General features: G+C 38.3%; 22 protein-coding genes. 15 read left to right on the top strand and 7 right to left on the bottom strand.

Annotation, left to right across the window (positions count from 1 at the left end; translation table 11 throughout):
- Positions 1 to 247: 247 nt before the first annotated feature.
- Positions 248 to 841, top strand: a complete 594-nt coding sequence (locus AC0IWT_RS06160; protein WP_471796441.1) for an LOG family protein — start codon at positions 248 to 250, stop codon at positions 839 to 841.
- A 59-nt stretch (positions 842 to 900) separates the two neighbouring features.
- Complete coding sequence (locus AC0IWT_RS06155) at positions 901 to 1,365, top strand: MaoC family dehydratase (RefSeq protein ID WP_056872491.1); 465 nt, start codon at positions 901 to 903, stop codon at positions 1,363 to 1,365.
- Positions 1,366 to 1,386: 21 nt separating this feature from the next.
- On the opposite strand, the gene AC0IWT_RS06150 is transcribed toward AC0IWT_RS06155, so the two are convergent.
- On the bottom strand, positions 1,387 to 1,830 hold the full coding sequence (locus AC0IWT_RS06150) for a DUF2721 domain-containing protein (RefSeq protein WP_056872492.1): 444 nt from the start codon (positions 1,828 to 1,830) through the stop codon (positions 1,387 to 1,389).
- A 332-nt stretch (positions 1,831 to 2,162) separates the two neighbouring features.
- Here AC0IWT_RS06150 and AC0IWT_RS06145 point away from each other — a divergent pair, with 332 nt between their 5' ends.
- The 7 genes from AC0IWT_RS06145 (at position 2,163) to AC0IWT_RS06115 (ending at position 9,822) form a co-directional block, all read left to right on the top strand.
- Positions 2,163 to 3,791 (top strand): acyl-CoA carboxylase subunit beta, encoded by a 1,629-nt coding sequence (locus tag AC0IWT_RS06145; protein ID WP_471796440.1) that lies wholly within the window; start codon positions 2,163 to 2,165, stop codon positions 3,789 to 3,791.
- Positions 3,792 to 3,893: 102 nt separating this feature from the next.
- Positions 3,894 to 4,358, top strand: a complete 465-nt coding sequence (locus tag AC0IWT_RS06140) for a hypothetical protein (protein ID WP_471796439.1) — start codon at positions 3,894 to 3,896, stop codon at positions 4,356 to 4,358.
- A complete protein-coding gene (locus AC0IWT_RS06135; protein WP_471796438.1) occupies positions 4,339 to 5,514 on the top strand; it encodes a dipeptidase in 1,176 nt (391 codons plus the stop codon). The genes AC0IWT_RS06140 and AC0IWT_RS06135 overlap by 20 nt, the downstream gene beginning before the upstream one ends.
- Before the next feature lie 159 nt (positions 5,515 to 5,673).
- Entirely contained in the window at positions 5,674 to 6,630 is a 957-nt protein-coding gene (gene trxB / locus AC0IWT_RS06130; protein ID WP_056872495.1) for a thioredoxin-disulfide reductase, read from the top strand.
- Positions 6,631 to 6,809: 179 nt separating this feature from the next.
- Positions 6,810 to 8,720, top strand: coding sequence for a beta-N-acetylhexosaminidase (locus AC0IWT_RS06125; protein WP_471796437.1), 1,911 nt, complete (start codon positions 6,810 to 6,812; stop codon positions 8,718 to 8,720).
- 60 nt (positions 8,721 to 8,780) lie between these two features.
- Positions 8,781 to 9,380, top strand: a complete 600-nt coding sequence (locus tag AC0IWT_RS06120; protein WP_471796436.1) for a hypothetical protein — start codon at positions 8,781 to 8,783, stop codon at positions 9,378 to 9,380.
- A gap of 70 nt (positions 9,381 to 9,450) precedes the next feature.
- Positions 9,451 to 9,822 (top strand): diacylglycerol kinase family protein, encoded by a 372-nt coding sequence (locus AC0IWT_RS06115; RefSeq protein ID WP_471796435.1) that lies wholly within the window; start codon positions 9,451 to 9,453, stop codon positions 9,820 to 9,822.
- Here AC0IWT_RS06115 and AC0IWT_RS06110 read toward each other — a convergent pair.
- The 3 genes from AC0IWT_RS06110 to AC0IWT_RS06100 are packed head-to-tail and all read right to left on the bottom strand — an operon-like array spanning position 9,814 to position 11,487.
- Complete coding sequence (locus tag AC0IWT_RS06110; protein ID WP_471796434.1) at positions 9,814 to 10,371, bottom strand: DUF922 domain-containing protein; 558 nt, start codon at positions 10,369 to 10,371, stop codon at positions 9,814 to 9,816. The two genes, AC0IWT_RS06115 and AC0IWT_RS06110, sit on opposite strands and share 9 nt — an antisense overlap.
- A gap of 32 nt (positions 10,372 to 10,403) precedes the next feature.
- Positions 10,404 to 11,003, bottom strand: a complete 600-nt coding sequence (locus tag AC0IWT_RS06105; protein ID WP_471796433.1) for a hypothetical protein — start codon at positions 11,001 to 11,003, stop codon at positions 10,404 to 10,406.
- Complete coding sequence (locus AC0IWT_RS06100; protein WP_056872501.1) at positions 10,990 to 11,487, bottom strand: RNA polymerase sigma factor; 498 nt, start codon at positions 11,485 to 11,487, stop codon at positions 10,990 to 10,992. The genes AC0IWT_RS06105 and AC0IWT_RS06100 overlap by 14 nt, the downstream gene beginning before the upstream one ends.
- A gap of 162 nt (positions 11,488 to 11,649) precedes the next feature.
- Between AC0IWT_RS06100 and AC0IWT_RS06095 the strand changes: the two genes are divergently transcribed.
- From AC0IWT_RS06095 to AC0IWT_RS06080, 4 genes are all read left to right on the top strand, one after another.
- Complete coding sequence (locus AC0IWT_RS06095) at positions 11,650 to 13,026, top strand: dicarboxylate/amino acid:cation symporter (protein WP_056872502.1); 1,377 nt, start codon at positions 11,650 to 11,652, stop codon at positions 13,024 to 13,026.
- Positions 13,027 to 13,172: 146 nt separating this feature from the next.
- On the top strand, positions 13,173 to 13,673 hold the full coding sequence (locus AC0IWT_RS06090; RefSeq protein WP_056872503.1) for a hypothetical protein: 501 nt from the start codon (positions 13,173 to 13,175) through the stop codon (positions 13,671 to 13,673).
- 112 nt (positions 13,674 to 13,785) lie between these two features.
- Positions 13,786 to 14,148, top strand: coding sequence for a BlaI/MecI/CopY family transcriptional regulator (locus AC0IWT_RS06085; protein ID WP_471796432.1), 363 nt, complete (start codon positions 13,786 to 13,788; stop codon positions 14,146 to 14,148).
- Positions 14,149 to 14,152: 4 nt separating this feature from the next.
- A complete protein-coding gene (locus AC0IWT_RS06080) occupies positions 14,153 to 15,622 on the top strand; it encodes a M56 family metallopeptidase (RefSeq protein ID WP_471796431.1) in 1,470 nt (489 codons plus the stop codon).
- Between the two features lie 125 nt (positions 15,623 to 15,747).
- Here AC0IWT_RS06080 and AC0IWT_RS06075 read toward each other — a convergent pair whose 3' ends face one another.
- Both AC0IWT_RS06075 and AC0IWT_RS06070 read right to left on the bottom strand, forming a co-directional pair.
- A complete protein-coding gene (locus AC0IWT_RS06075; RefSeq protein ID WP_471796430.1) occupies positions 15,748 to 18,414 on the bottom strand; it encodes a TonB-dependent receptor in 2,667 nt (888 codons plus the stop codon).
- On the bottom strand, positions 18,411 to 19,370 hold the full coding sequence (locus AC0IWT_RS06070) for a GLPGLI family protein (protein WP_471796429.1): 960 nt from the start codon (positions 19,368 to 19,370) through the stop codon (positions 18,411 to 18,413). The genes AC0IWT_RS06075 and AC0IWT_RS06070 overlap by 4 nt, the downstream gene beginning before the upstream one ends.
- A gap of 406 nt (positions 19,371 to 19,776) precedes the next feature.
- On the opposite strand from AC0IWT_RS06070, the gene rplU reads away from it, so the two are divergent.
- Positions 19,777 to 20,088, top strand: coding sequence for a 50S ribosomal protein L21 (rplU, locus tag AC0IWT_RS06065; protein WP_056090270.1), 312 nt, complete (start codon positions 19,777 to 19,779; stop codon positions 20,086 to 20,088).
- Positions 20,089 to 20,140: 52 nt separating this feature from the next.
- Positions 20,141 to 20,554, top strand: coding sequence for a 50S ribosomal protein L27 (gene rpmA, locus AC0IWT_RS06060; RefSeq protein WP_082491691.1), 414 nt, complete (start codon positions 20,141 to 20,143; stop codon positions 20,552 to 20,554).
- A 325-nt stretch (positions 20,555 to 20,879) separates the two neighbouring features.
- On the opposite strand, the gene AC0IWT_RS06055 is transcribed toward rpmA, so the two are convergent.
- Entirely contained in the window at positions 20,880 to 21,854 is a 975-nt protein-coding gene (locus tag AC0IWT_RS06055) for a polyprenyl synthetase family protein (RefSeq protein ID WP_471796428.1), read from the bottom strand.
- Positions 21,855 to 21,860: the final 6 nt, after the last annotated feature.

Raw genomic sequence — 21,860 nt, 5'->3', positions numbered from 1 at the left:
GATTTCACTTCCATCAGGTCTATAATCGGAAGTCAGTAATTCTTTTGCCAGCTAAATGGTAAAGCCTTTTAGTTTCAAAATTGTTAATTGCTAAAGCGAACCATAACGTTAACGTCACTTAAACTGTAAAATAAACTATCGTTAACGCAATTGAGACATTTAAAATCTGAAACATTTTAGGCCTTGTGCAGAATTAAAATTTACAGAAAGCCGATAAAGTCTTAACTTCGGTAAATTTTTAATCTAAATGAATAAGCTTAAATCTGTTTGCGTGTACTGTGGCTCTAATTTTAATGGCGACTTACAATTGCGCAAGGCGATAAAAGAACTGGCAGAAACACTTGTAAAACAAGAAATCAAATTGGTTTATGGCGGTGGAAGTGTTGGCGTAATGGGTGTTTTGGCGAATGATGTTTTAGAACTTGGCGGCTCGGTAACTGGCGTTATTCCTCAGTTTCTTATGGATAAAGAAGTAGGGCATAAGGGCATTTCAGAAATGATCGTAACCGAAAACATGCATCAACGCAAACAAAAAATGGCCGATTTAAGCGATGGTTTTGTCATACTTCCCGGTGGGTTTGGTACACTCGAAGAATTTTTCGAAGTGCTTACCTGGCTGCAATTGGGTTTACATAATAAGCCCATCGGAGTATTAAATGTTAACGGTTTCTACGATCCGCTCTTCGCCCAAATGGAAATCATGGTAAACAACAGATTTTTAAAACCTGCGAACCGCGATTTGGTTTTTAATGAAGCCGATGCCGTAACTTTAATTAATAAAATGGATAATTTTTCGGCTACTCCAGACGAAGTTTGGTTTAAAGAGCGTAATCTAACCTGATGAACAATCTTAATAGCCGATTAACAACAATCAATTTAGCAATATAACATTCATAAAAAATGCAAATTATTTCTTCTCACGCAGAATTTGAACAACATTTAGGTAAAGAACTTGGTGTATCTTCCTGGCACACCATTACACAAGAGCAAATAAATAAATTTGCCGATGCCACTTTAGACTATCAATGGATTCATACCGATGAGGATAGGGCAAAAAATGAAGGGCCGTTTGGTTCAACCATTGCTCATGGCTATTTAACGCTATCGCTGATTCCTTATTTGTGGAAAGAGATCGTTGATATCCAGAATCTTAAAATGGAAATCAATTATGGCATTGATACCCTAAAGTTTGCACAGCCCGTAACGGTAAATAGTAGAATCAGACTGAAAGCAAAACTGGCATCCATTGTAAATTTACGTGGTGTAACTAAAGTACATATGGGTATTGAAATGGAGATTGAGGAACAAAAAAAGCCAGCATTCACCGGCGAAGTCGTTTTTCTATATCATTTTATTACAGCTTAAATACTATCGCCCATTCGTTAATTATTCTTTTCTGAACTTTTTCTTGATGAAACCGCCAATCGATTCATCTTCCAAATCTTCAAGAGTGCTCAGCTCAAGTTCAAGCGCTTTTGTGCTAATTTGAATTTCAATTAAAGAGATAATCAGCGAAATCATGAAAAATATCAGGCTTAAGGCGAAGAGGATTTCCGCCACTACGTTCCATTCCAGGTAAATAAAAAACATGCAGAATAAACAAAGGCAAAAACTTAAAACGCCGAAAGCCTGCATGTTTTTTATAAGTCTTAACCTGTAGCGCAAGTTTTTAATTTGATTTTGCAGCCCAACGTTTTTCTCGCCTTCTTCATACTTCGCTTTTAAGCTCCTCACCAAAGCAGCAAGTGCTAAAAACCTATTGGTGTAGGCCAGCATTATCAAACTAATTGCCGGGAATAGTAATGCAGGGATATTAACGGTAAGTTCCATTCGTTGTGATTTATCCAAAAATATTATTTTAATCGGATATCTTTTTTGTTAATCGCAAAGTGGGTAAAATTCTTGGCGTACGATTATGAATAGATAACTGAGCTGATACTCGCTAACCAAACGCTCAAACAGTTTTAAGTTGGAAATGCACTTAGGTAAATAGCTTAACCTTATTTTTGCCGGGCACCGGTGTCTGTTATCCTTTTGTTTTAGTTAGACCGGTTTCTTGAATTTTGTGATTTTTTCTGTTTTGCTTTGCCCCAAATGCAACGGTAGACCAGAAACCATTTCAGTCTTCTTAGTTTTTATGAAATTAAATTTAAATTGCCTCCATGAATATTGAATTCAACAAAAACGAAGATGTGAACAAGCAGCTGGTTTACGAGCTAAAAACCAAGCTTAAAAAAATATACGCTGGCGGAGGTGAAAAAAACGCCGCTAAGCAAAAGGAAAAGGGCAAGCTGTTAGCTCGTGAGCGCATCGCTTACCTTATTGATGATGGTTCTGACTTTCTTGAGGTTGGCGCTTTCACAGCGGATGGAATGTACGCTGAACAAGGGGGCTGCCCATCTGCAGGCGTGGTTTGTGGTATTGGATATGTGAGTGGCAGGCAGTGTGTTATCGTTGCAAATGATGCCACGGTAAAGGCAGGCGCATGGTTCCCGATGACGGCCAAGAAAAATCTTCGGGCGCAGGAAATTGCTATGGAGAACCGGTTGCCAGTAATTTACCTGGTTGATAGTGCAGGCGTTTACTTGCCAATGCAGGATGAAATTTTTCCGGACAAGGAGCATTTTGGCCGGATGTTTAGAAATAATGCAATGATGTCTTCGGATGGGATTGTGCAAATTTCGGCCATTATGGGTGCTTGTGTTGCGGGCGGGGCATATCTGCCTATAATGAGCGACGAAGCCATGATTGTAGATAAAACAGGCTCGGTATTTTTAGCAGGTTCTTATCTGGTAAAATCGGCGATAGGCGAGGAGGTTGACAACGAAACGCTGGGCGGTGCAACCACACATTGTGAAATTTCTGGTGTAACTGATTATAAACATCCCAATGATGAGGCCTGTCTGGATAGCATCAGGAACATAATGAGCATGCTGGGCGCACCTCAAAATGCAGGTTTTGACAGAATTAAACCATCGAAACCGAAAGAAAAGGAAGAGGGGTTGTATGGTATTATTCCCGAAAATAGAGACAAACAATATGAGATCATGGATATCATCAACCGTTTGGTTGATAATTCTGAATTCGAGGAATATAAACAAGGTTACGGGCAAAGCATCGTTTGCGGTTTAGGTCGTGTCGATGGCTGGGCGGTCGGTATTGTAGCTAATCAACGAAAGGTAGTCAAATCGAAAAAAGGCGAAATGCAGTTTGGCGGGGTAATCTACTCTGATAGTGCAGATAAAGCCACTCGTTTTATCATGAACTGCAATCAAAAGAAAATTCCTTTGGTATTTTTACAAGATGTAACAGGTTTCATGGTTGGTAGCCGCTCAGAGCATGGCGGAATTATCAAAGATGGTGCTAAAATGGTAAATGCCGTCGCCAATTCAGTGGTTCCTAAATTTACGATTGTAATCGGCAATTCTTATGGCGCAGGCAATTATGCCATGTGCGGAAAAGCGTACGACCCACGGTTAATTTATGCCTGGCCAACAGCCAAAATTGCTGTAATGGGCGGTTCACAAGCTGCAAAAACACTGTTACAGATTCAGGAAGCTTCACTCAAAGCTAAAGGCGAAGTTATTACACCAGAAAAGGAAGCTGAAATGCTAAAAGAAATCACAGATAAATACGATAGTCAGACCACGCCTTATTATGCCGCCTCGCGACTTTGGGTGGATGGAATTATCGACCCGCTCGAAACTCGAAAAGTAATTTCAATGGGTATTGAGGCCGCAAATCAATCGCCAATAACTAAGCGCTTTAATGTCGGGATAATTCAAACTTAATGGATTACGAAAGTTTTTAATCATACTTTACGCCTTTGGTTTCATCCTGTTTTTTTGTAATTTGCAGACAATCCGCCGTTTATAGCTTCAAGTTTATAGAACATGAAATATTTAGTGCTTAGCATAATCATAGCTTTTGCCTTTTCTGCATCTGCACAAAAGAAAATTTACCTCGATCAGCGTAATTTTGCCACCGATTCTTCATCGGCAAAAACATATGCTATAATTTTTCCCAAGGTTGCCGATGATAGCCTTTATAGGGTGAAGCAGTATAGTTTGTCTGGGCAAATTATTGTTGATGGAACTTTCCGCGATGAGGCATTAACAATTGCAAATGGATTCTTTAAGAATTATAAAGTGCTAAGTGATAAATTTTCTGAGTATCAGGCGCTCGATGGTGATGGTTCGACTAAAGTGACCAGACCACGACCAAAATCATATTTAACGGAGCAGGGGCATATCGTTAATAATAAAAAGGAGGGCGACTGGCGTGTTTTTTTCCTCGATGGTACCCTAAAACGAATTGAAAATTACAAAAACGGAATTCTTGAAAAAGCTTCAAAGTAGTTTATTAAGCCTCGCTTTCTTCATCATTTTATCGGTACATGTAAAAGCCCAAATGGTGAGTAAAATCCATCAGGATGCCATTGTAGTTGATACACATGGAGATATTCTCTTTAACCAGATTAAGTCAGGAATTGATATTGGAAAACTGCAGCCGAAAGGAAATTTCGATTTGGTAAGAGCTACGCAAGGAGGGTTGGATGTTCAGTTTTTCTCCATTTGGTGTGATGAAAAAGGAGGTTATGCTGTTGCGAAACAGGAAATTGATTCGCTTTATAGTCTAATCAAACGGTATCCAAACCGTATCGGGCTAGCAAGAACAGCAACAGAATTGCAGAGTACTGTTAAAGAGCAGAAATTAGCGGCAATGATTGGCGTTGAAGGTGGCCATATGATAGAAAACCGCTTGGATTATATCGATAGCCTGGCAAAACGCGGAATGGCTTATCTCACCTTAACATGGAACAACAGCACTTCTTGGGCCAGCTCTGCGGCCGAAGAAACGTCGGGCAAAGTGAAGCCCGAAAAGGCCGGGTTAAACGCATTTGGAAGGCAGGTTGTTAGGCGATTAAATAAACTCGGCGTAATGGTCGATTTATCGCACGTTGGAGAAAAGACGTTTTACGATGCCATAGCAGCGAGTTCAAAACCGGTAATTGTTTCTCATAGTTGTGCTTACAGTTTAAACCCCGTTCCCAGAAACCTGAAGGATGAGCAAATTAAAGCGGTTGGTAAAAATGGCGGCGTTGTTTGCGTAAATTTCTATAGCGGATTTTTAGATTCAACCTTCAACAACAAGCAAAAGGTATTTTTTGCAAAATATGATGATGAGTTGAAGAAGCTTTCTTCAAAATACGGCCGTAGCAATGCCATTGATACGCTAATAGCAAATCATCAGGCAGACGCCGACAGCACAAGGCCGCCAGTTTCCTTGCTGGTTGAACACATTGACCACATTGTTAAGTTAATTGGTGTAGATCACGTTGGCTTGGGTGCAGATTTTGATGGTGCAGAATCGTTTCCTTTGGGTATCAACAGCGTGGCTGATTACCCGAAAATTACTTCCGAATTATTGCGGAAGGGATATTCTGCGGTGGACATAAATAAAATTATGGGCGCTAACGTGGTGCGGCTCATCAAAGAAAATAAAGGAAATTGACAGCCGTTCTAGGCTTTTTGGTCTCGATAGCTACTGCAATATACTATCCTGCTAAAATTGAATGTTAATAAGTAAACTATGTTGACAATGCAGACTTGTTAACAATTACTTAAAGCATTAAATTTGTACTTCATTACAGAATTTCAAACACCTAAAATAATGTCACAAGAAAACGAACACGTTCAGTGTTTAATTATAGGTTCTGGTCCGGCGGGTTATACGGCGGCCATTTATGCAGCTAGAGCAGATTTAAAGCCAGTTATGTATACCGGAATGCAGGCCGGTGGCCAGTTAACGCAAACCACGGATGTAGAGAATTTTCCGGGTTATCCGCAGGGAATTATGGGACCGGAGATGATGGAAGATTTTCGCAAGCAAGCAGAGCGTTTTGGAACGGATATCCGTTTTGGTTACGTAAGTTCGGTAGATTTCTCGTCGGCCCCGCATAAAGTTGTTATTGATGAAATTAAAACAATAACTGCCGATTCTGTTATCATTGCAACCGGTGCAACCGCAAAGTGGCTGGGTTTACCGAGCGAGCAACAATATAATGGCTTTGGGGTTTCGGCTTGTGCCGTGTGTGACGGTTTTTTCTTTAAGGGACAGGATGTTGCAATTGTTGGCGCTGGCGATACCGCTGCAGAAGAAGCAACTTACCTTGCGAAACTGTGTAAAACCGTTCATTTATTGGTTCGTAGAGATGAGTTTAGGGCATCTAAAGCAATGGTAAGCCGTGTTTTAGCAACACCAAATATCATTGTTCACTACAATACAGAAACGCAGGAGATTTTAGGAAACGGAAAAAATGTAACTGCTGTAAAAGTTCTTGATAACAAAACGAATATCACTTCGGAAATTCCCGTTGAAGGATTTTTTGTGGCCATTGGCCACAAACCAAATACGGATATTTTCAAAGGTCAGTTGGAAATGGATGAAACTGGTTATTTGTTGACTAAACCTGGCTCTACCTTAACAAACATTGAGGGCGTTTTTGCCTGTGGCGATGTGCAGGATATGTACTACCGTCAGGCGGTAACGGCCGCGGGCTCGGGTTGTATGGCAGCGCTGGATGCTGAAAGGTATCTGGCCGCAAAGGAACATCCGGTAGAAGCATAAATTATAAAAAATAGCTTTAAAGTCTCTCTGATTAGTTTCTGAGAGATTTTTTTTAGCCTTAATTTTTAAAAATCAAACGTTTGTTGTAGATTGTAACAAAAAAGTGAGCAAGAGGTTCTTAAGGTAATCTTTATCTTAGGTCGATTTAAACAAATATTTATTCTAATTTCAAACCAAATATGAACAAAGCATTATCGATTTTTATTGGCGTATTAATCAGCACAAATGTCTTTGCCCAGTCTGATCCCAATATGGGAATCATACCGGCCCCAGTTTCAGTAACCAGGGCAAATGGCAACTTTACCCTCGACAAAACAACCGTTTTAATCAATCAAAGTATCGATGGTGCAAAATCTGCAGATTTGTTGAATGCTTTTATTGTAACCAAATCGGGATTTGCACTAAGAGAAACAAAAACTGCTCAGCCAAATCAAAAAAGCATCGTGCTAACATCCGTTGGTGCCGATAAATTACCCGCCGAAGGTTACACCATCAAGGTTACACCTACTCAGATGATTCTTACTGGTAGGGGCGCTGGATTATTTTATGCGGTGCAGTCTGCAATGCAAATGATTCCGGACAAAGTTGGAGATAAGATAAATATTCCTGCGGTTGATATTAATGACTATCCTCGTTTCGCGTATCGCGGAACAATGCTCGACGTTTGCAGACATTTTTTTCCAATCTCGTTCATTAAAAAATACATTGACCAGCTAGCTTTTTATAAAATAAACACCTTTCACTGGCATTTATCTGATGACCAAGGTTGGCGACTGGAGATTAAAAAATATCCTAAGTTAACAACTATTGGTTCGAGCAGAAATGGTTCTATCATTGGCAACTATCCTGGTAATGGAAATTATTTAACCGAGGTTAAGGGCTTTTATACACAAGATGAAGCTAAGGAAATTGTAAAGTACGCGGCAGAACGCTACATTACTGTTATACCCGAAATCGAATTGCCCGGACATGCATCGGCAGCGATAGCCGCCTATCCTGAACTGAGTTGTTTCCCGAATAGAGATACTTTTGTAAGCGACAAAACGCCTTGGGCGGGCTCCAGAAAAGGTAAACAAGTACAACAAACCTGGGGTGTTTTCGACGACATTTTTGTTCCCTCAGAAAATACTTTTACATTTCTTAATAATGTGTTGGATGAAGTTATTGCTATTTTTCCTTCTAAATATATCCATATCGGGGGAGATGAAGCCCCAAAAACTTATTGGAAAGAATCGCCTTTTTGCCAGGCTTTAATGAAAGAAAAGGGCTTAAAAGATGAACACGAGTTGCAAAGCTATTTCATACAAACCATAGAAAAACATGTAAATGGAAAAGGCCGTTCGATTATTGGTTGGGATGAAATTTTAGAGGGCGGCTTGGCACCAAATGCAACGGTAATGAGCTGGCGTGGAGAAGATGGCGGTATCGCTGCGGCTCAGCAAAATCACGATGTGATTATGACCCCGGGGTCAATGGGTTTGTATATCGACCATAAGCAATCAAATTCGCCTGATGAGCCTGTAACGATTGGTGGCTATGCTCCATATCAGAAAATATATGGTTATGACCCTGTTCCGAAGGTTTTGACCGCAGATCAGCGCAAATATATCAAAGGTGTACAAGCCAATTTGTGGACAGAATACATTAAAACGCCTGCGAAAGCTGAAAACCATGCATTCCCGCGTTTGTTGGCGCTGTCAGAAATTGCATGGTCGCCTGTTGAGCGTAAAGACTTAAAGAATTTTTCTGAGGAGCGGTTACCCAACCACTTAGCTCGATTAGATAAAATGAACATTAATTATTGGATTCCAACGCCGATTGGACAAAGTGAGCAACCACTTTTGGGTGGCGATTTTACTATCGACTTAAAAGTACCTGTGAAAGGTGGTAAAATTTATTACTCTTTAGACGGTTCCCGTCCATCTGAAAATGCATTTTTATATACAACGCCGGTGAAGGTAACTGTGCCGCAGGGCGAAAAACGTATTATGAAAACGATTGTTTTCGCACCGAGCGGCAGACGAAGTGTAATGACTGAGACTGTTTTGAATAACGGGGCACCGGAAGTGAAGGCGGAAGCGAAAAAATAAATACTTTGTTTAAAAAACTAAAATCATTAATTTGGGATTACAAAATTGTCCCAAAAACAAATGAAAATAAATAAGTTTGAAATGCAGCATCTTTTGATAATAGCAGGGATGCTGCTTTTTTTTGCCTGTAACGAAGAAAAGCCGCAAGAGATTAAGGTAGAAAACGCCCGGATTGAAAAGAATCCGTTCCGCTATTACAAAGATGTTGAAGTAAAACCAGGTTTGAATTTTGAAATTGTAAGTTGGGGAAAAGGGGTAGATTCGGTTGGCGGTTATCAAATATTAATGTCTGATTCTGTGAAGAGAAGCTATAAATCGGTTGCGGTTGAGCGTAATGGCATTGTAAACGATGCCTGGAACATGGATTTGGACAATGATGGAAATCCAGAGATTTATGTTCAGTTGTTGACTAAAAAGAATTCGCTCGACCTGAATGTTTTCGAGTATGCCGGAGGTGGATTCAACAAAATCAGCTTTCCATCACTCAATTCGGCTCAAAGAAAGTCTTATTCGGGTAATGATAAGTTTTTTATCAAAAACGGTGATTTGTTTCGTTCATTTCCTGTAAAAGATAAAGCAGACTCCACAAAAATAATAAGCGAGGTCTACCAATATAAACTGAGAGGCAGCAATTTTAGCGCAAGTCAGGTAACGCCTTAGTTAAGCCGGCCAGCTCATTTTTTGTTTTACTAAGTATTTAACTAATTTGCTATCAAGGCTTGAAACTCGGATGAAAGACAATAGAAAATTTTCGGTGATTGATAGAATTAGAAGTTTTAAATACGCTTTTAACGGGTTGAAACTGTTTTTTTTGAATGATCATAATGGCAGGGTTCATTTGCTTGCTGCAATTTTCGCCATAACTTTGTCTGCCTGTTTGAAGCTTTCTATTTTTGAATGGATTGCTATTTTAACCGTTATAGCTGCCGTTTTAATTGCCGAAATGATAAACGCTGCTATAGAAAAACTTGCCGATGTGGTGCATCCGGAGATAAGTCCTAAAATTAAAATTATAAAAGATTTAGCTGCGGGTGCTGTTTTGGCAGCAGCGTTTCTTGCGGTAGCAGTTGGCGCCCTGATTTTTATTCCTAAACTATTCTGAGTTTCTGGCCGCTCTTGATTCTTCCATTTTCTCACTTATAATTTTATCCCACCTTTGTTGCATTTTGTGGTTGCTGCCGTGTTCGGTTTCTTCGTCGTAGTTTTTTTGCATGGTGTCGAAGTAATTGCTTATCTCATTAGCCAACTGCGAAATTTGTGCTTTATAATTTTTCACCGAATAACTTCTGTTTTTTAAAACCCTATCTGCCTCTAAATATAAAATGTATTGAATGTCTACATGGCCTTGCTCGTGATGTAGCAGATTTTGCCTCGATTCTTCTGTCTTCACCTTATCGAGTTTAACCCACGAGCGAGTTTTATCAATACTAATTTCATTTTGCAATTTTATTTCAACCCGGTTTCTATAAACTGTAGAGGCATAACTATATTTCCAAGTCATTGCTGTAAGCGCATAAAATGGCGAATTGTTATCAGGTTTACCTTTAAAATGAATATTCCAATCCAACTGCTCGGGTTGGTCTGAATCTTGCTTTAGCGGGGCAATAATCGGATAGATTGATAATAAAATAACTACTAGCAGGTTTTTCATAGACAAAAGTTCACGAAAAAACCGTGCCTAAATTATTCATTTATCGAGAATTGACTGCTAATCCGTTCAAATTTTTCAATGAGTAGTGCAATACGCTCTTTTTCTCTCTTGATTACTGCTTTACGCAAAACTGTAGAACAAAAAATTATCCACATTGCTGTTAAACCGATTGCAATGAGTTTTTGACTGGTGCTGAAATATGCGAGAATTTCTACAAAATAAAAAATCAATCCTAAAGATAAAGCGATTGCATAGAACCAATAAAGAGAGTTGTAAAGTTTATATCTATTTAGCTGATAGGTTTTTAGGTTGTTTAGGTACTCATTCGGATGCACCGTGTAGTCGCTCTTTGAAATCAGACGATGATCCCGATACAAGATCAAGGTATAAACGCCAATTGCAATCAAGGTAATGCTAATACCAACGTGAGTTGTCCACGACTCGAAATGGTAAAACATCCAAATAGCCGCTATTGCTAAAAAAGATGCAAGCATACCCATAATGTTCAAAGCCGATTTTAGCTTTAAACCGTTAACTTCTTTCTTGGCTTGTTGTAACATTTCATCAGCAGAAACTTTTACTTCTACCTCGTGCTTTTGCCACAACTCCTGTATTTGATCAAACGCTTGCATACTGGTTATATAGTTCTGTTAATTTTTGTTTAATGCGATGAATTTTTACCCTCAAATTTCCCTCGCTGATGCCAGAGATATCTGCAATTTCATGATATGGTAATTCATCTAAAACCATAGTAATAATCAAACGGTCATTTTCCTCAAGCTTGGATATACAGGTGTATAATAAAGCAACCTGCTCGTTTTTTTCAGAAAACTCTTCAATTTTGTTTTCAATAATGTTTTCAGTCAGTTCATCTTTTGCCTGCCGTTTTTCAGAGCGTAGGTAGGTTAAACAAGTGTTAACCGCAATTCGGTAAATCCAGGTAGATATCAATGATTTATTTCTGAATTTATCCAGGTTTTGCCACACTTTTAGGAATGTTTCCTGCAGAAGGTCGTTTGCTGCATCGGTGTCGCCTGTATAACCGTAACACAAATGGAATATTTTTTTGGAATTCGAATCGAAGATTTGCTTAAATAACTTGTCTTTTTGTTCCATTTAGTGGGTTATAATTACGTTTTAGATGTTGCAGGATATTTTTTGTTACAGGAAAATATAAAAATACATATATTCTCCTTGTGCCGAACAGATCAAAAATTTGTTGTCAGCGCTAAATATCGTAGTTTTACCAAATTAATAAAGCCACAAACTTAATTATTCATGAAGAAAAACAAACTCACGCTGTTTATTTTTATTGCCCTCATTGCAGGTATTGCTTTAGGCTACATTTTGAATGTAAATTCCATCGACGTTTACAATCAGAATATCCTTACTGCAGATGCAAAAGTGAAAAGTATTGAAGTAAGCATTGCGAAAACTACTGATACTACTACAGCTGTTTTTACGCAGTTAAAGGCCGATAAAAAAGCAAATTCGAAAATTAAGCGTGAAAATGAGGAAATAAGAGAGAAAAAGCTTGAGTATTTCACCTTACTAAGTGATATTTTTCTGCGTTTGATAAAAATGATTGTTGCGCCTTTAGTGTTCACAACATTGGTAGTTGGTGTTGCTAAAGTTGGTGATATTAAAGCCGTTGGCCGCATTGGCGGTAAAACTTTAGGTTGGTTTTTAGCCATGTCGTTAATGTCACTTGTTCTCGGCTTAATTTTGGTCAATCTTTTCGAGCCGGGAAAACACATGAAATTAACATTGCCGGACCAGCTGGTAAATACAGGAATTCAAAAAACGGCGATGAGCGTGAAAGACTTTATTGCGCATGTTTTTCCGAAGAGTATAGCCGAATCTATGGCTACAAATGAAATCCTTCAAATCGTTGTTTTTTCATTATTCTTTGGTGTAGCAACCGCTGCAATCGGCGATTTGGGTCAGGTTGTAATTAAAGCTTTTGATGCGATTGCACATGTTATTCTTAAAATGACTGGCTATGTTATGAATTTTGCACCACTTGCAGTTTTCGGCGCCATGACGGCAATCGTTGCTAAACAAGGTTTAAATGTGCTGAATACCTACGCAATATTTATCGGTGAATTTTATCTTGGTTTAGCCATTCTCTGGGCAATCTTGATTTTCTTAGGTTTTTTAATTTTAAAGAAACGTGTTTTTAGGTTGGTTAACGATATGAAAGAACCGGCCATTTTAGCATTCAGTACGGCAAGTAGTGAAGCAGCATACCCGAAAACCATGATGCTTTTAGAACGTTTTGGTTGTAAAGATAAGATAGTAAGTTTCGTATTACCGTTGGGTTATTCTTTCAACCTTGATGGCTCGATGATGTACATGACCTTTGCCTCGTTATTTATCGCTCAGGCATATGGCATTCATCTGGGTTTTGAACAGCAAATATCTATGCTTTTAATTCTGATGTTAACCAGTAAAGGCATTGCAGGCGTACCGAGAGCATCGCTGGTTGTAATTGCAGGAACAATTGCAAGTTTTAATATTCCCGAAGCAGGTTTAGCGTTATTAATTGGTATCGACCCGCTGTTGGATATGGGCCGGTCTGCAACTAATGTTGTGGGTAATAGTATTGCAACTGCCGTAGTTAGTAAATGGGAAGGCGAACTTAAAGAAGGCTAGTACTAGAATCAAATCGATGTATTTTTGATTTTAAGATGTCATGATAATCAATAAAAATTTTAAGCTTTGTACTGTTTTTAAATGCTGACGAGAAAATTGCTTTAGAGCGTTTAATAAATCGAAATTAAATCATTTATAATTTTATAATGTCTACCAGAGGAAAGAAGATATTTTTGGCTTTAACCATCATCGTGCCGATGATAATTTACTGTTATATTTACTATAAGCCTATTATTCAGAATGCGCCATTCCGAAAAAATGACTTTGTATCAATGACTTACAAATGGGGGATAAAAGATACCCTGGAAAATCAGTACGATTCTAAAACCGGCGCATATCAGTATTTAAACAGTCAGGATTCTACGATTAAAAAAACCATTTTCTTAAATAACGACGATATCCTATATATGCATGGCAAAGCAAATGAAATCGGGCTATGGAATTTTCCGGATACAATAGGCAAAAAAAGTGCAAAATCTATCACCGTGCCACGATACGATATGCTTTTCAAATACAAAGAGAAATCTAAGCATGTTGTAATTTATGGGGATTTTGATGGTAACCCGAAACTTTTAGATGCCGCAATGCAAATGAGGAAAGTTATTGAAGAAACTATAAACCAGGCGGAGAAGAGAAGCGGGAAGTAAAATTCTTTTTTTATAAATCTATAAGGGCTTTAATAAATTGTTATCATCAACATTTTATTAAAGCTTTTTTCTGTTAAAGGCATTTCGTATATTTACGAGATATTCGTAATAAATGGAGAAGTTAACTTTACAGGAAGAAGAGGCAATGCTTGCCGTTTGGCAGATAAAAAAAGGCTTTATCAAAGATTTTATGGACGTGCTGCCCGAGCCGAAGCCACCTTACACCACGTTAGCTTCAACCGTTAAAAACCTCGAACGTAAAGGTTATCTTATTAGCGAGCGTTTTGCGAATGCAAATCGCTATAGTGCAAAAGTTAAGGAGGCCGATTACAAAAAGCGATTTATGAGTGGTTTTGTAGATAACTATTTCAAAAGTTCTTACAAGGAATTGGTTGCTTTTTTTGCGAAGGATAAAAAAATTAGTGCTGCAGAATTAAAGGAAATAATAAACCTGATAGAAAACCCTGAAAAGTAAGGTTATGCCGTTTTTCTTCGTAATTCTTTTCAAAATAAATTTAATTCTGGTGGTTTTTGCCTTGGCTTATTATTTGGTTTTGCGTAGGTTAACCTTTTATTTACTGAACCGTGTTTTTCTCCTTTTTGGCATTTTGTTTTCTACGATTAATCCTTTCATTAACTTAACTCGTTTTGCACATCGACTCCAGGCGGCTCCGGCCTATTTACCTCAACTAAATCAGCGCATTAACCAATTAGCCGAGCAGAATTCTGCTGAGCCTCTCTGGCAGTTTATTACCGTTGTATTTTATTTAGGTGTAATCTTTATGGCATTGAGGTTAACGATTCAGTTTGTTTCGCTTCGCCGTGTACACAAAAACTCAAAGCCTGGCCGGGTCGATAATTTCAAAGTACGTATATTGAATGAAAAAGTAAGTCCATTTTCTTTTTGGCAAACTATTTATGTAAATCCGACCCTTCACAAAGAAGGAGATTTAAAAAATATCCTTGAGCATGAAAGTGTCCATGTGGAAGAGTGGCATACCCTTGATATTATACTTGCGGAGATGAGCCTTGTTTTCTACTGGTTTAATCCGGGTGTTTGGCTGATAAAAAGGGCCGTTCGCGAAAATATTGAGTTTATTACCGATTCGAAAATTTTAAAGAAGGGTGTAGATAAAAAGGCTTATCAATATAGTTTGCTTGATGTGGGCAGTTTGCAGCCATCAGTGGCAATTGTAAACAATTTTAACTCGTCTGACCTTAAAAAGCGAATTAAAATGATGAATGCGAGGCGTTCATCAAACTTAAATTTAACCAGATATGCTTTTGTTTTACCAATTCTGTTAATGATAACACTTGCTTTTACCATCAATAAAAAGGAAAGAGCGAAGGGTTTAAAGTCGACCATTAGAATTATTACAGCCCCACAAGAAACTGAAATAAAAAATATATCACCGAAGGTAAATCTCAATAAAACAGCCAGCAGGACAAATTTATCGGCGGGTAAAGTTCATTCAATTAGGAGTTTAACCATCATCAATTCTGATAGCGTAGCGCAGGCAGATTCCTTGCCTCGCATTTTTACAGTCGTGTTAAAAGAAGGGACGGGGAAAGGTTCTACAGCTGCAGAGGGCAGAAAAAGGGTTTTCGTAAGCAGTTTCACTTTTAAAGATACGGCAAGTAGTCAGCCGAAAACTAAGCTTAGGAATATTGAAATCAGAATGCGCAATGAAAATTCCGGTACTTATTCGTTTTCAGCTGTTGATAATGCGACCGCTGTGGTAAATAATCCTTTAACCGGGAAAGTAGCTTCCGACTCTTCGGCAATACCAAAAAAAGTAAAACATTTTTTCTTTACGCATTCAGCCACTTACACCATAGATGGCAATAAAGTTGCTCCTGCGGATTTAAGTAAATTAGCCACTGAACAAATCAAAAATATTGTGGTAAAGCAAAACGGAATGATAGATATCAGTACAAAACAAAAATGAATAAAGGCAGTATCATACATTAACCTGATCTCAATTTCCCATCTCTCATTCTATGTAAACCTATCAGCGGCTTTGTTGTACCCTTCGACGGGCAGACTGGGTTTATCCCGATACATACGCTTCAATTAAAAATTAAATCTCGCCCTCAGCATTGCTACCCTTCCCGGGATGGAATAACTTCCTTTTGTAAGTGAATTCGCAGATAGGGTTACGGCATCGAAAGTTTTAATATTCGCGAGATTAGTTATTCCAAACTCCAAATCTGTTTTAAGTTTTAGTAATTTGTATTTAATGTTGGCATCGGCAAAGAGATAACTCAAATTTGGCTGTGTGTTCTGGTGCGTAAACAAATGTTCGGCAGAAAGATTTATGTACACATTTTTAACCGTTGTAAATGACAGGGTAGACTGTTGTCTCAACTGCTGAAAATTTGTTGTTACAGCTTTTTCAATTTCGACCGTATTATTATTTGTCGAATAAACGGCGCTGTAAGAGAAGCTTATAAAATTGTTTAATTTTGCATCGATACCTCCTGTATAAGTCACCATTTGCGTTTTAATGGGCAATAAATTGTTGTTTTGCAATTGGCTATACTTGCTTTGTATAAAGCTTAGTCCGAGGTTAACTGTACTTTTTAATGCAAATAAATATTTGCTTGCATTTGCATTGAATGAAAAACTTTTAACGTGGTTTGACAAGGGCAACACAATTCGCTGCTGAATGTTATTGCTGAGCGTATATGCCGAAATTGTATTTAATTCGGCATCATTATAACTGGTATTAACATTAATGAAAAGCATTTGCATTGCTTTTCTAAAATTAAAGCCGGCGCCAATATTATGCGTTTTTCGCTCAGAAATTGGCGCATCGTTTGCAAAAAGCGACCGGTAGTTGCGCAAGATGGATCCCCGGTATACATCCTCTATGCCACCCAAGTCATTTTTAAAAGAATAGTTTGCCGAGATGTAATTTTCTGTGCTGGTTTGGTATTTAAAGTTTAATGATGGGTTGATGAAAAACCTGGACAAGCTGTTATTCAGACTATTCCCAGTATCATCATAATTTATCAGGTTGTAACTTAATGGGATTGAAAGGTTAATTTTTACTTTTTCTCCGGTAAAGTCATAGCTGCCTTCCGAATAAATCCTGGTTTTAAGCCATTTTAAATCATTTACCGCATTTTGTGAAACCAACTCATTTGCTCCATTGGCTTGGATTTTATATAGCTGGGAATTTAAATATTGGTCTTGAATATTAAACCCTGCACGATAGGTTTGCATAAAATTACCTCTAGTCAGAACATACGAAACGTAGTTGTTTGTATAGGAGGTTGGTATTCTGATAAATTGATTTAAGCCTGCATAAGTTTGGCCAGCATTTAAAACATCGGCATGTAACCCCGGCGTAATGTTTAAATGCTCTGGTTGCGTTGAGCGGTTTAAATAAGAGTAAAAGTTTAATACATCCTCCGATTTTAATTTTTTTCGATAATTAAATTCGTTTGAGACCTCAAAGGTTTTTCTGTTGAGTGTCTGATATGCCGGTAAATCATTGATTATAATTTCTGAATTTGTTTTAAAAGGGAGGTAATCCAACACGAAATTATTATTCAGAAAATACTCGTTAGCATTCCCGTTTAAATTCAACTGCGCCCTCAATTTCTGTGGATTTATAACGTTATTCTGAACTTCGCTATACCTCACCGTTTTTTCAGGTAGATAGGTCTCTGAAAATTTGTTGTACTGTTGCGTTCTCTCATCATACAAATAAGAAAGATTGGCTCTGAGCTGCAGGTCCTCGTTGAACTTATACAGATTATTCAAATTGATTAAACCAGCTTTGTTAAACAGGTACCGGCTTTGCGGTAAAGAAGGCACGCCTGCAGCTCCTGTAGAAAGTAAACCAGATGGCTTTTCGTTATCTAACCTTTTAAGGTAATCAGAAAAATTGTGTGATGTCAGGTCAATTCCGGGGTCGATACCGATATTATTTGCTTTAACGTTGTTGATGAATTTCAGTTTCTTATTGAATAACATAGCGGTTAAATTTTCATCAAAACGGTCGGGTGTCCCTCCACCAGCGGTTGCATCGCCCATCACCTTAAGTTTAGCTTCGTCTTTCAGCACCAAATTCAGGGCCACATCGTCGCTGGTGTTATTTTTACGCATCATTTTAATCGGCTGGTCATTCTGGATTACCTGCACTTTATCAACAGCACCCTGAGGGATACTTTTGGTGCCAATATTGTATTTATCATCAAGCAGGTTATCTCCATCAACATATAAATTCGAAATCGCCTTTCCGTTATAGCTCACTTTTCCATCTTCAGCAACTTGAATGCCGGGCATTTTCTTCAAAACATCTCCTATGCTTCTATCTTGTTTGTCGGCAAAATCAGACGGCTTATAGTTGAGTGTATCACCATTTGAGGTTAGCTTTGGCCGGTTTTTAACGTTAACCGTTTCAAGGTTTATTTCACCATGTTCAAGCACTAAATCATAGCTTTTATTTACATCTGCTATCTTTACTGCCGTTTTCTTATAGCCAATGCTGGTGGCTTCGATACTATAATTAAGAATATCCTCATTTTTGAGGCTTATCGCGAAATCGCCGTTTGGATCTGAACGGTTATAGTTAACGATATTGCCTTGCAAATCTTTCAGCGTAACATTAACTGACGAAATTCCTTTTCCTGAACTGTCTTTAACCTTGCCCCTGAGCTGTTTCTGTGCGAGTGCAGTGCCACAACTTATCAATGTGAAAATTAAGATGAATGCGAATGGCTTGCTCATTTTCTTTCAGGAAGTTCTATAGGGTTGTTGATAACCGGCTTCGCGATTGAATTTGAGCCAGCTGGCCTGGAAGCAGTCGAACTTTTAAATGAACCTTGTATGCCATTTGCAGCCATTTGTGCTTGCATAAAGCCTTGCGGATCTTTATCCCTTGCCTCTTTTAATCTATCTAATTCTTTTTTAGTTGTTTTTATGGCGTCTGCCGGGAGTTTAATTTCTGGCCCAAGGTATGGGTTCCCTGTGTCTAGCCCAACAATTTTAACGGTGCCAACACTACCATTTGGCATCAATAATTTGGAATCATCATTTTCTGCCTCTTTAGCAGCCTGTCCGTTAACATTTTCTAAACCTGCGAATTCAAATTTCACTTCTTTCCTTTGGTCGTAGGCTTCTACAATTAGGCCCGGTAGTCCGTTAAGCTTCCATGGGCCGCTTTGGAAAGGAATTTCAGTTGCAAACCACGCTATCCAATTTCTTCCTTTAAAGTGTGTTGTCGCCTTTTGGCAGCGAATTCCCGAGAAACTTGTGGTGTCTTTCAGTATTTTCCAGTCTATTATTGGTGCTGCCTCTTCAATCAGGTAATTGTTAACTAAGCGTTCCTTAGTAACTAGTTTGTGTTCTGCAGCGAAATAGAAATAGTCAGCTTGTGTTATTGGCCCTTTGCTTTCGCTTTTAATGTTGATGGTGAAATTACCGCTACCGGCCTGGTTTTTCATTTGCTCCTGCATTTGTTTTTGCAGGTTCATACTTTGGTTAATCTTATCATAACTTGTAAAAACCGATGCATTGTTGCCAGTAACCAATAACATGTTCTCTGTGCTGGGCTTGTCTTTTTGCGTCGTATCCTGTATGTGAGTTAAAGTGTAGCGAACCCTTGCCAAAGCTTTATCTGGCTTTTGCGCATAAACAGATATAGATAAGAGTGCTGTACAGGCGATGGTAATAATGTGTTTCATATAATTAATTTATTTAATTTTCGTAAATCTACGAAATTCTCGTAATACAAAAGCGCTTTAACATTTTTTAACTAAACCTTCTGGCTTGCATTCTTTTCAAGTTTATATGAGTCAGGAAACGACCGGAGTTGCCGTATCAAAATGCATTTATGTAAAACCAGGAGGTGATGATCGGTTCGCAATGCAAAGGGGAATGATATAAAGGGAGGGCAGGTGATGGGTGAGATTGCCAACGCTGCATTTCAACAAAGCAGCATGTTAAATGATTATGAAATGTTAGAATCCGTCATTCCAGGTTCGGCAGCGTTTTAGTGAAAATTATTTTCGATATGTGTTTGTGTGTTAATTGAATTTGTTCTATATTTGCACCTCGTTAAATAAAAATTAAAAAACTAATATTTAAACAATGTACGCAATAGTAAATATAGCAGGACAGCAATTTAAGGTTGCTAAAGACCAGCACCTTTTTGTACACAGATTACAAGGAGATGAAGGCGCTAGTATTGAATTTGATAACGTATTGTTGGTTGATAATGGTGGTGCAATTACTGTAGGTGCTCCTGCGGTTAAAGGTGCTAAAGTTTCAGCTACCATCGTATCTCATTTAAAAGGTGATAAAGTAATTATTTTCCACAAGAAACGTAGAAAAGGTTACAAAAAGAAAAATGGTCACCGCCAGTTTTTCACAAAGATTCAGATTTCTGACATCACGCTATAATTAATTGTTAACCCAATAATTCACTGTTAAGTGAATTAAAAAATATAAAATCATGGCACACAAAAAAGGAGCCGGTAGTTCGAAAAACGGACGTGAATCGCATAGTAAGCGTTTAGGTATTAAAATTTTCGGTGGGCAATTGGCTATCGCTGGAAACATCTTAGTACGTCAACGCGGTACAAAACACCACCCAGATAAAGGCGTTGGTATTGGTAAAGACCATACTTTATTCGCTTTAGTTGATGGTACTGTTATCTTTAAAAAGAAACAAGACAACAAATCTTATGTATCTATTCTTCCTATTACAGAAGCTGAAATTGAAGCTGCTGTAGCAAAAGCCCCAAAAGCAAAGAAAGAAGTTGAAGCTAAAGAACTTGTTGAAGAAACACCAGTAAAAAAAGCACCTGCTAAAAAAGCAGTAGCTAAAAAAGAAGAAACTACTGAAGAAGCTGCACCAGCAGAATAATTAGTTTTAAATTCATATTAAAAAGCTTTCGGATTTTTTCCGGAAGCTTTTTTGCGTTAAAGTATCTTGTGTGCGTTTAGTACGATGTTAAAATATCCCGCGTTGCTGTTATTTTTTAAAATCAAGCAGCGGCTGATTAAGTTCGTATGTGGGCTCAGTCACCTGGCGAGCAGGAAAGTAGAAGTGGAAAAAGGCATCGCTAAGCTCCCAAAGTTCCAAATTCTTCAAACCATATTTCAGAAATCCAATTTAAGGGCAAAAAAGTGCTTTTTAGCAATGCGATTGCATAAGCATTATAAAAAATCAGGAACCTGCATTGCCCTTTTTAATATTGTCTCGCCATCAACTGGTTGGTTAAGTGTAGTAAATTGGCTTTAGCGTCGTCACTAACACTTATTTGCTCCATCAATGCAAGTGCCTTGTTCATGTAATTGTCCATGGTTTGTTTGGCAATGTTTTGGATATCCAATACATCGTAAACCTGCTTTATGGCCTCCACTTTTTCTTTCACATCAAACTGTTCGTAATCAGTCCAGGTTTTGAGCGAATGAAGATTTTCGGTTTCTGCCAACTCAAATGCTTTCAATAAAAGGAACGTTTTTTTATTAGCGATAATGTCTCCACCAACTTGTTTTCCAAATTTCTCAGGGTCCGCATATACATCTAAAATATCATCCTGAAGCTGAAAGGCAATGCCAATATTCTCGCCAAACTGGTAAATCAAATCTGCATCCCTTGCGGATGCCTGTGCAATAATGGCACCTAATTTCAGCGCACCTCCAAGTAATACTGCGGTCTTCAACCTTATCATGTTGATGTATTCTTCTATGGTTACATCATCACGGTCTTCAAATTCCATATCAAGCTGTTGCCCTTCGCAAACCCCCTGTGCGGTTGCGTTGAAGGTATCCAGCACATCTTTTAAATACAGTGGGTTTACTTTTGCAAGATTTTTATTGGCTTCAACCATCATCACGTCGCCACTTAAAATTGCTGTGTTCGTGCTCCATTTTTCGTGCACTGTTGCTTTGCCTCTGCGTAAAGGGGCATTGTCCATAATATCATCATGAACGAGCGTGAAATTGTGAAATACTTCAATAGCCATTGCTGCATGCACAGCATCCTTTGGATCCTTGCCAAACAACTCTGTCGACATTAACACCAGCAAAGGCCTGATTCTTTTGCCACCTAAATTTATAATGTAGGTAATTGGTTCGTAAAGTTGTTTTGGATTTTCAGGAAACGTTAAGTTGCCGATTGCCGTTTCTAAAATTTCTTGTAACTGTATCGTGCTATACATTCGTAG

The organism is Pedobacter sp. AC464, from assembly GCF_979253075.1.
The sequence above is the reverse complement of the archived record's forward strand: the minus strand, read 5'-3'. Positions and strand labels throughout refer to the sequence as shown.

What these genes read in the sequence shown, in the direction of transcription:
- AC0IWT_RS06075 (WP_471796430.1), bottom strand. Translation starts at nt 18,414, where the DNA reads ATGAGCAAGCCATTCGCATTCATCTTAATTTTCACATTGATAAGTTGT.
- AC0IWT_RS06145 (WP_471796440.1), top strand. Translation starts at nt 2,163, where the DNA reads ATGAATATTGAATTCAACAAAAACGAAGATGTGAACAAGCAGCTGGTT.
- AC0IWT_RS06110 (WP_471796434.1), bottom strand. Translation starts at nt 10,371, where the DNA reads ATGAAAAACCTGCTAGTAGTTATTTTATTATCAATCTATCCGATTATT.
- trxB (WP_056872495.1), top strand. Translation starts at nt 5,674, where the DNA reads ATGTCACAAGAAAACGAACACGTTCAGTGTTTAATTATAGGTTCTGGT.
- AC0IWT_RS06125 (WP_471796437.1), top strand. Translation starts at nt 6,810, where the DNA reads ATGAACAAAGCATTATCGATTTTTATTGGCGTATTAATCAGCACAAAT.
- rpmA (WP_082491691.1), top strand. Translation starts at nt 20,141, where the DNA reads ATGGCACACAAAAAAGGAGCCGGTAGTTCGAAAAACGGACGTGAATCG.
- AC0IWT_RS06055 (WP_471796428.1), bottom strand. Translation starts at nt 21,854, where the DNA reads ATGTATAGCACGATACAGTTACAAGAAATTTTAGAAACGGCAATCGGC.
- AC0IWT_RS06105 (WP_471796433.1), bottom strand. Translation starts at nt 11,003, where the DNA reads ATGCAAGCGTTTGATCAAATACAGGAGTTGTGGCAAAAGCACGAGGTA.
- AC0IWT_RS06095 (WP_056872502.1), top strand. Translation starts at nt 11,650, where the DNA reads ATGAAGAAAAACAAACTCACGCTGTTTATTTTTATTGCCCTCATTGCA.
- AC0IWT_RS06160 (WP_471796441.1), top strand. Translation starts at nt 248, where the DNA reads ATGAATAAGCTTAAATCTGTTTGCGTGTACTGTGGCTCTAATTTTAAT.
- rplU (WP_056090270.1), top strand. Translation starts at nt 19,777, where the DNA reads ATGTACGCAATAGTAAATATAGCAGGACAGCAATTTAAGGTTGCTAAA.
- AC0IWT_RS06140 (WP_471796439.1), top strand. Translation starts at nt 3,894, where the DNA reads ATGAAATATTTAGTGCTTAGCATAATCATAGCTTTTGCCTTTTCTGCA.
- AC0IWT_RS06100 (WP_056872501.1), bottom strand. Translation starts at nt 11,487, where the DNA reads ATGGAACAAAAAGACAAGTTATTTAAGCAAATCTTCGATTCGAATTCC.
- AC0IWT_RS06120 (WP_471796436.1), top strand. Translation starts at nt 8,781, where the DNA reads ATGAAAATAAATAAGTTTGAAATGCAGCATCTTTTGATAATAGCAGGG.
- AC0IWT_RS06085 (WP_471796432.1), top strand. Translation starts at nt 13,786, where the DNA reads ATGGAGAAGTTAACTTTACAGGAAGAAGAGGCAATGCTTGCCGTTTGG.
- AC0IWT_RS06080 (WP_471796431.1), top strand. Translation starts at nt 14,153, where the DNA reads ATGCCGTTTTTCTTCGTAATTCTTTTCAAAATAAATTTAATTCTGGTG.
- AC0IWT_RS06070 (WP_471796429.1), bottom strand. Translation starts at nt 19,370, where the DNA reads ATGAAACACATTATTACCATCGCCTGTACAGCACTCTTATCTATATCT.
- AC0IWT_RS06155 (WP_056872491.1), top strand. Translation starts at nt 901, where the DNA reads ATGCAAATTATTTCTTCTCACGCAGAATTTGAACAACATTTAGGTAAA.
- AC0IWT_RS06090 (WP_056872503.1), top strand. Translation starts at nt 13,173, where the DNA reads ATGTCTACCAGAGGAAAGAAGATATTTTTGGCTTTAACCATCATCGTG.
- AC0IWT_RS06150 (WP_056872492.1), bottom strand. Translation starts at nt 1,830, where the DNA reads ATGGAACTTACCGTTAATATCCCTGCATTACTATTCCCGGCAATTAGT.
- AC0IWT_RS06115 (WP_471796435.1), top strand. Translation starts at nt 9,451, where the DNA reads ATGAAAGACAATAGAAAATTTTCGGTGATTGATAGAATTAGAAGTTTT.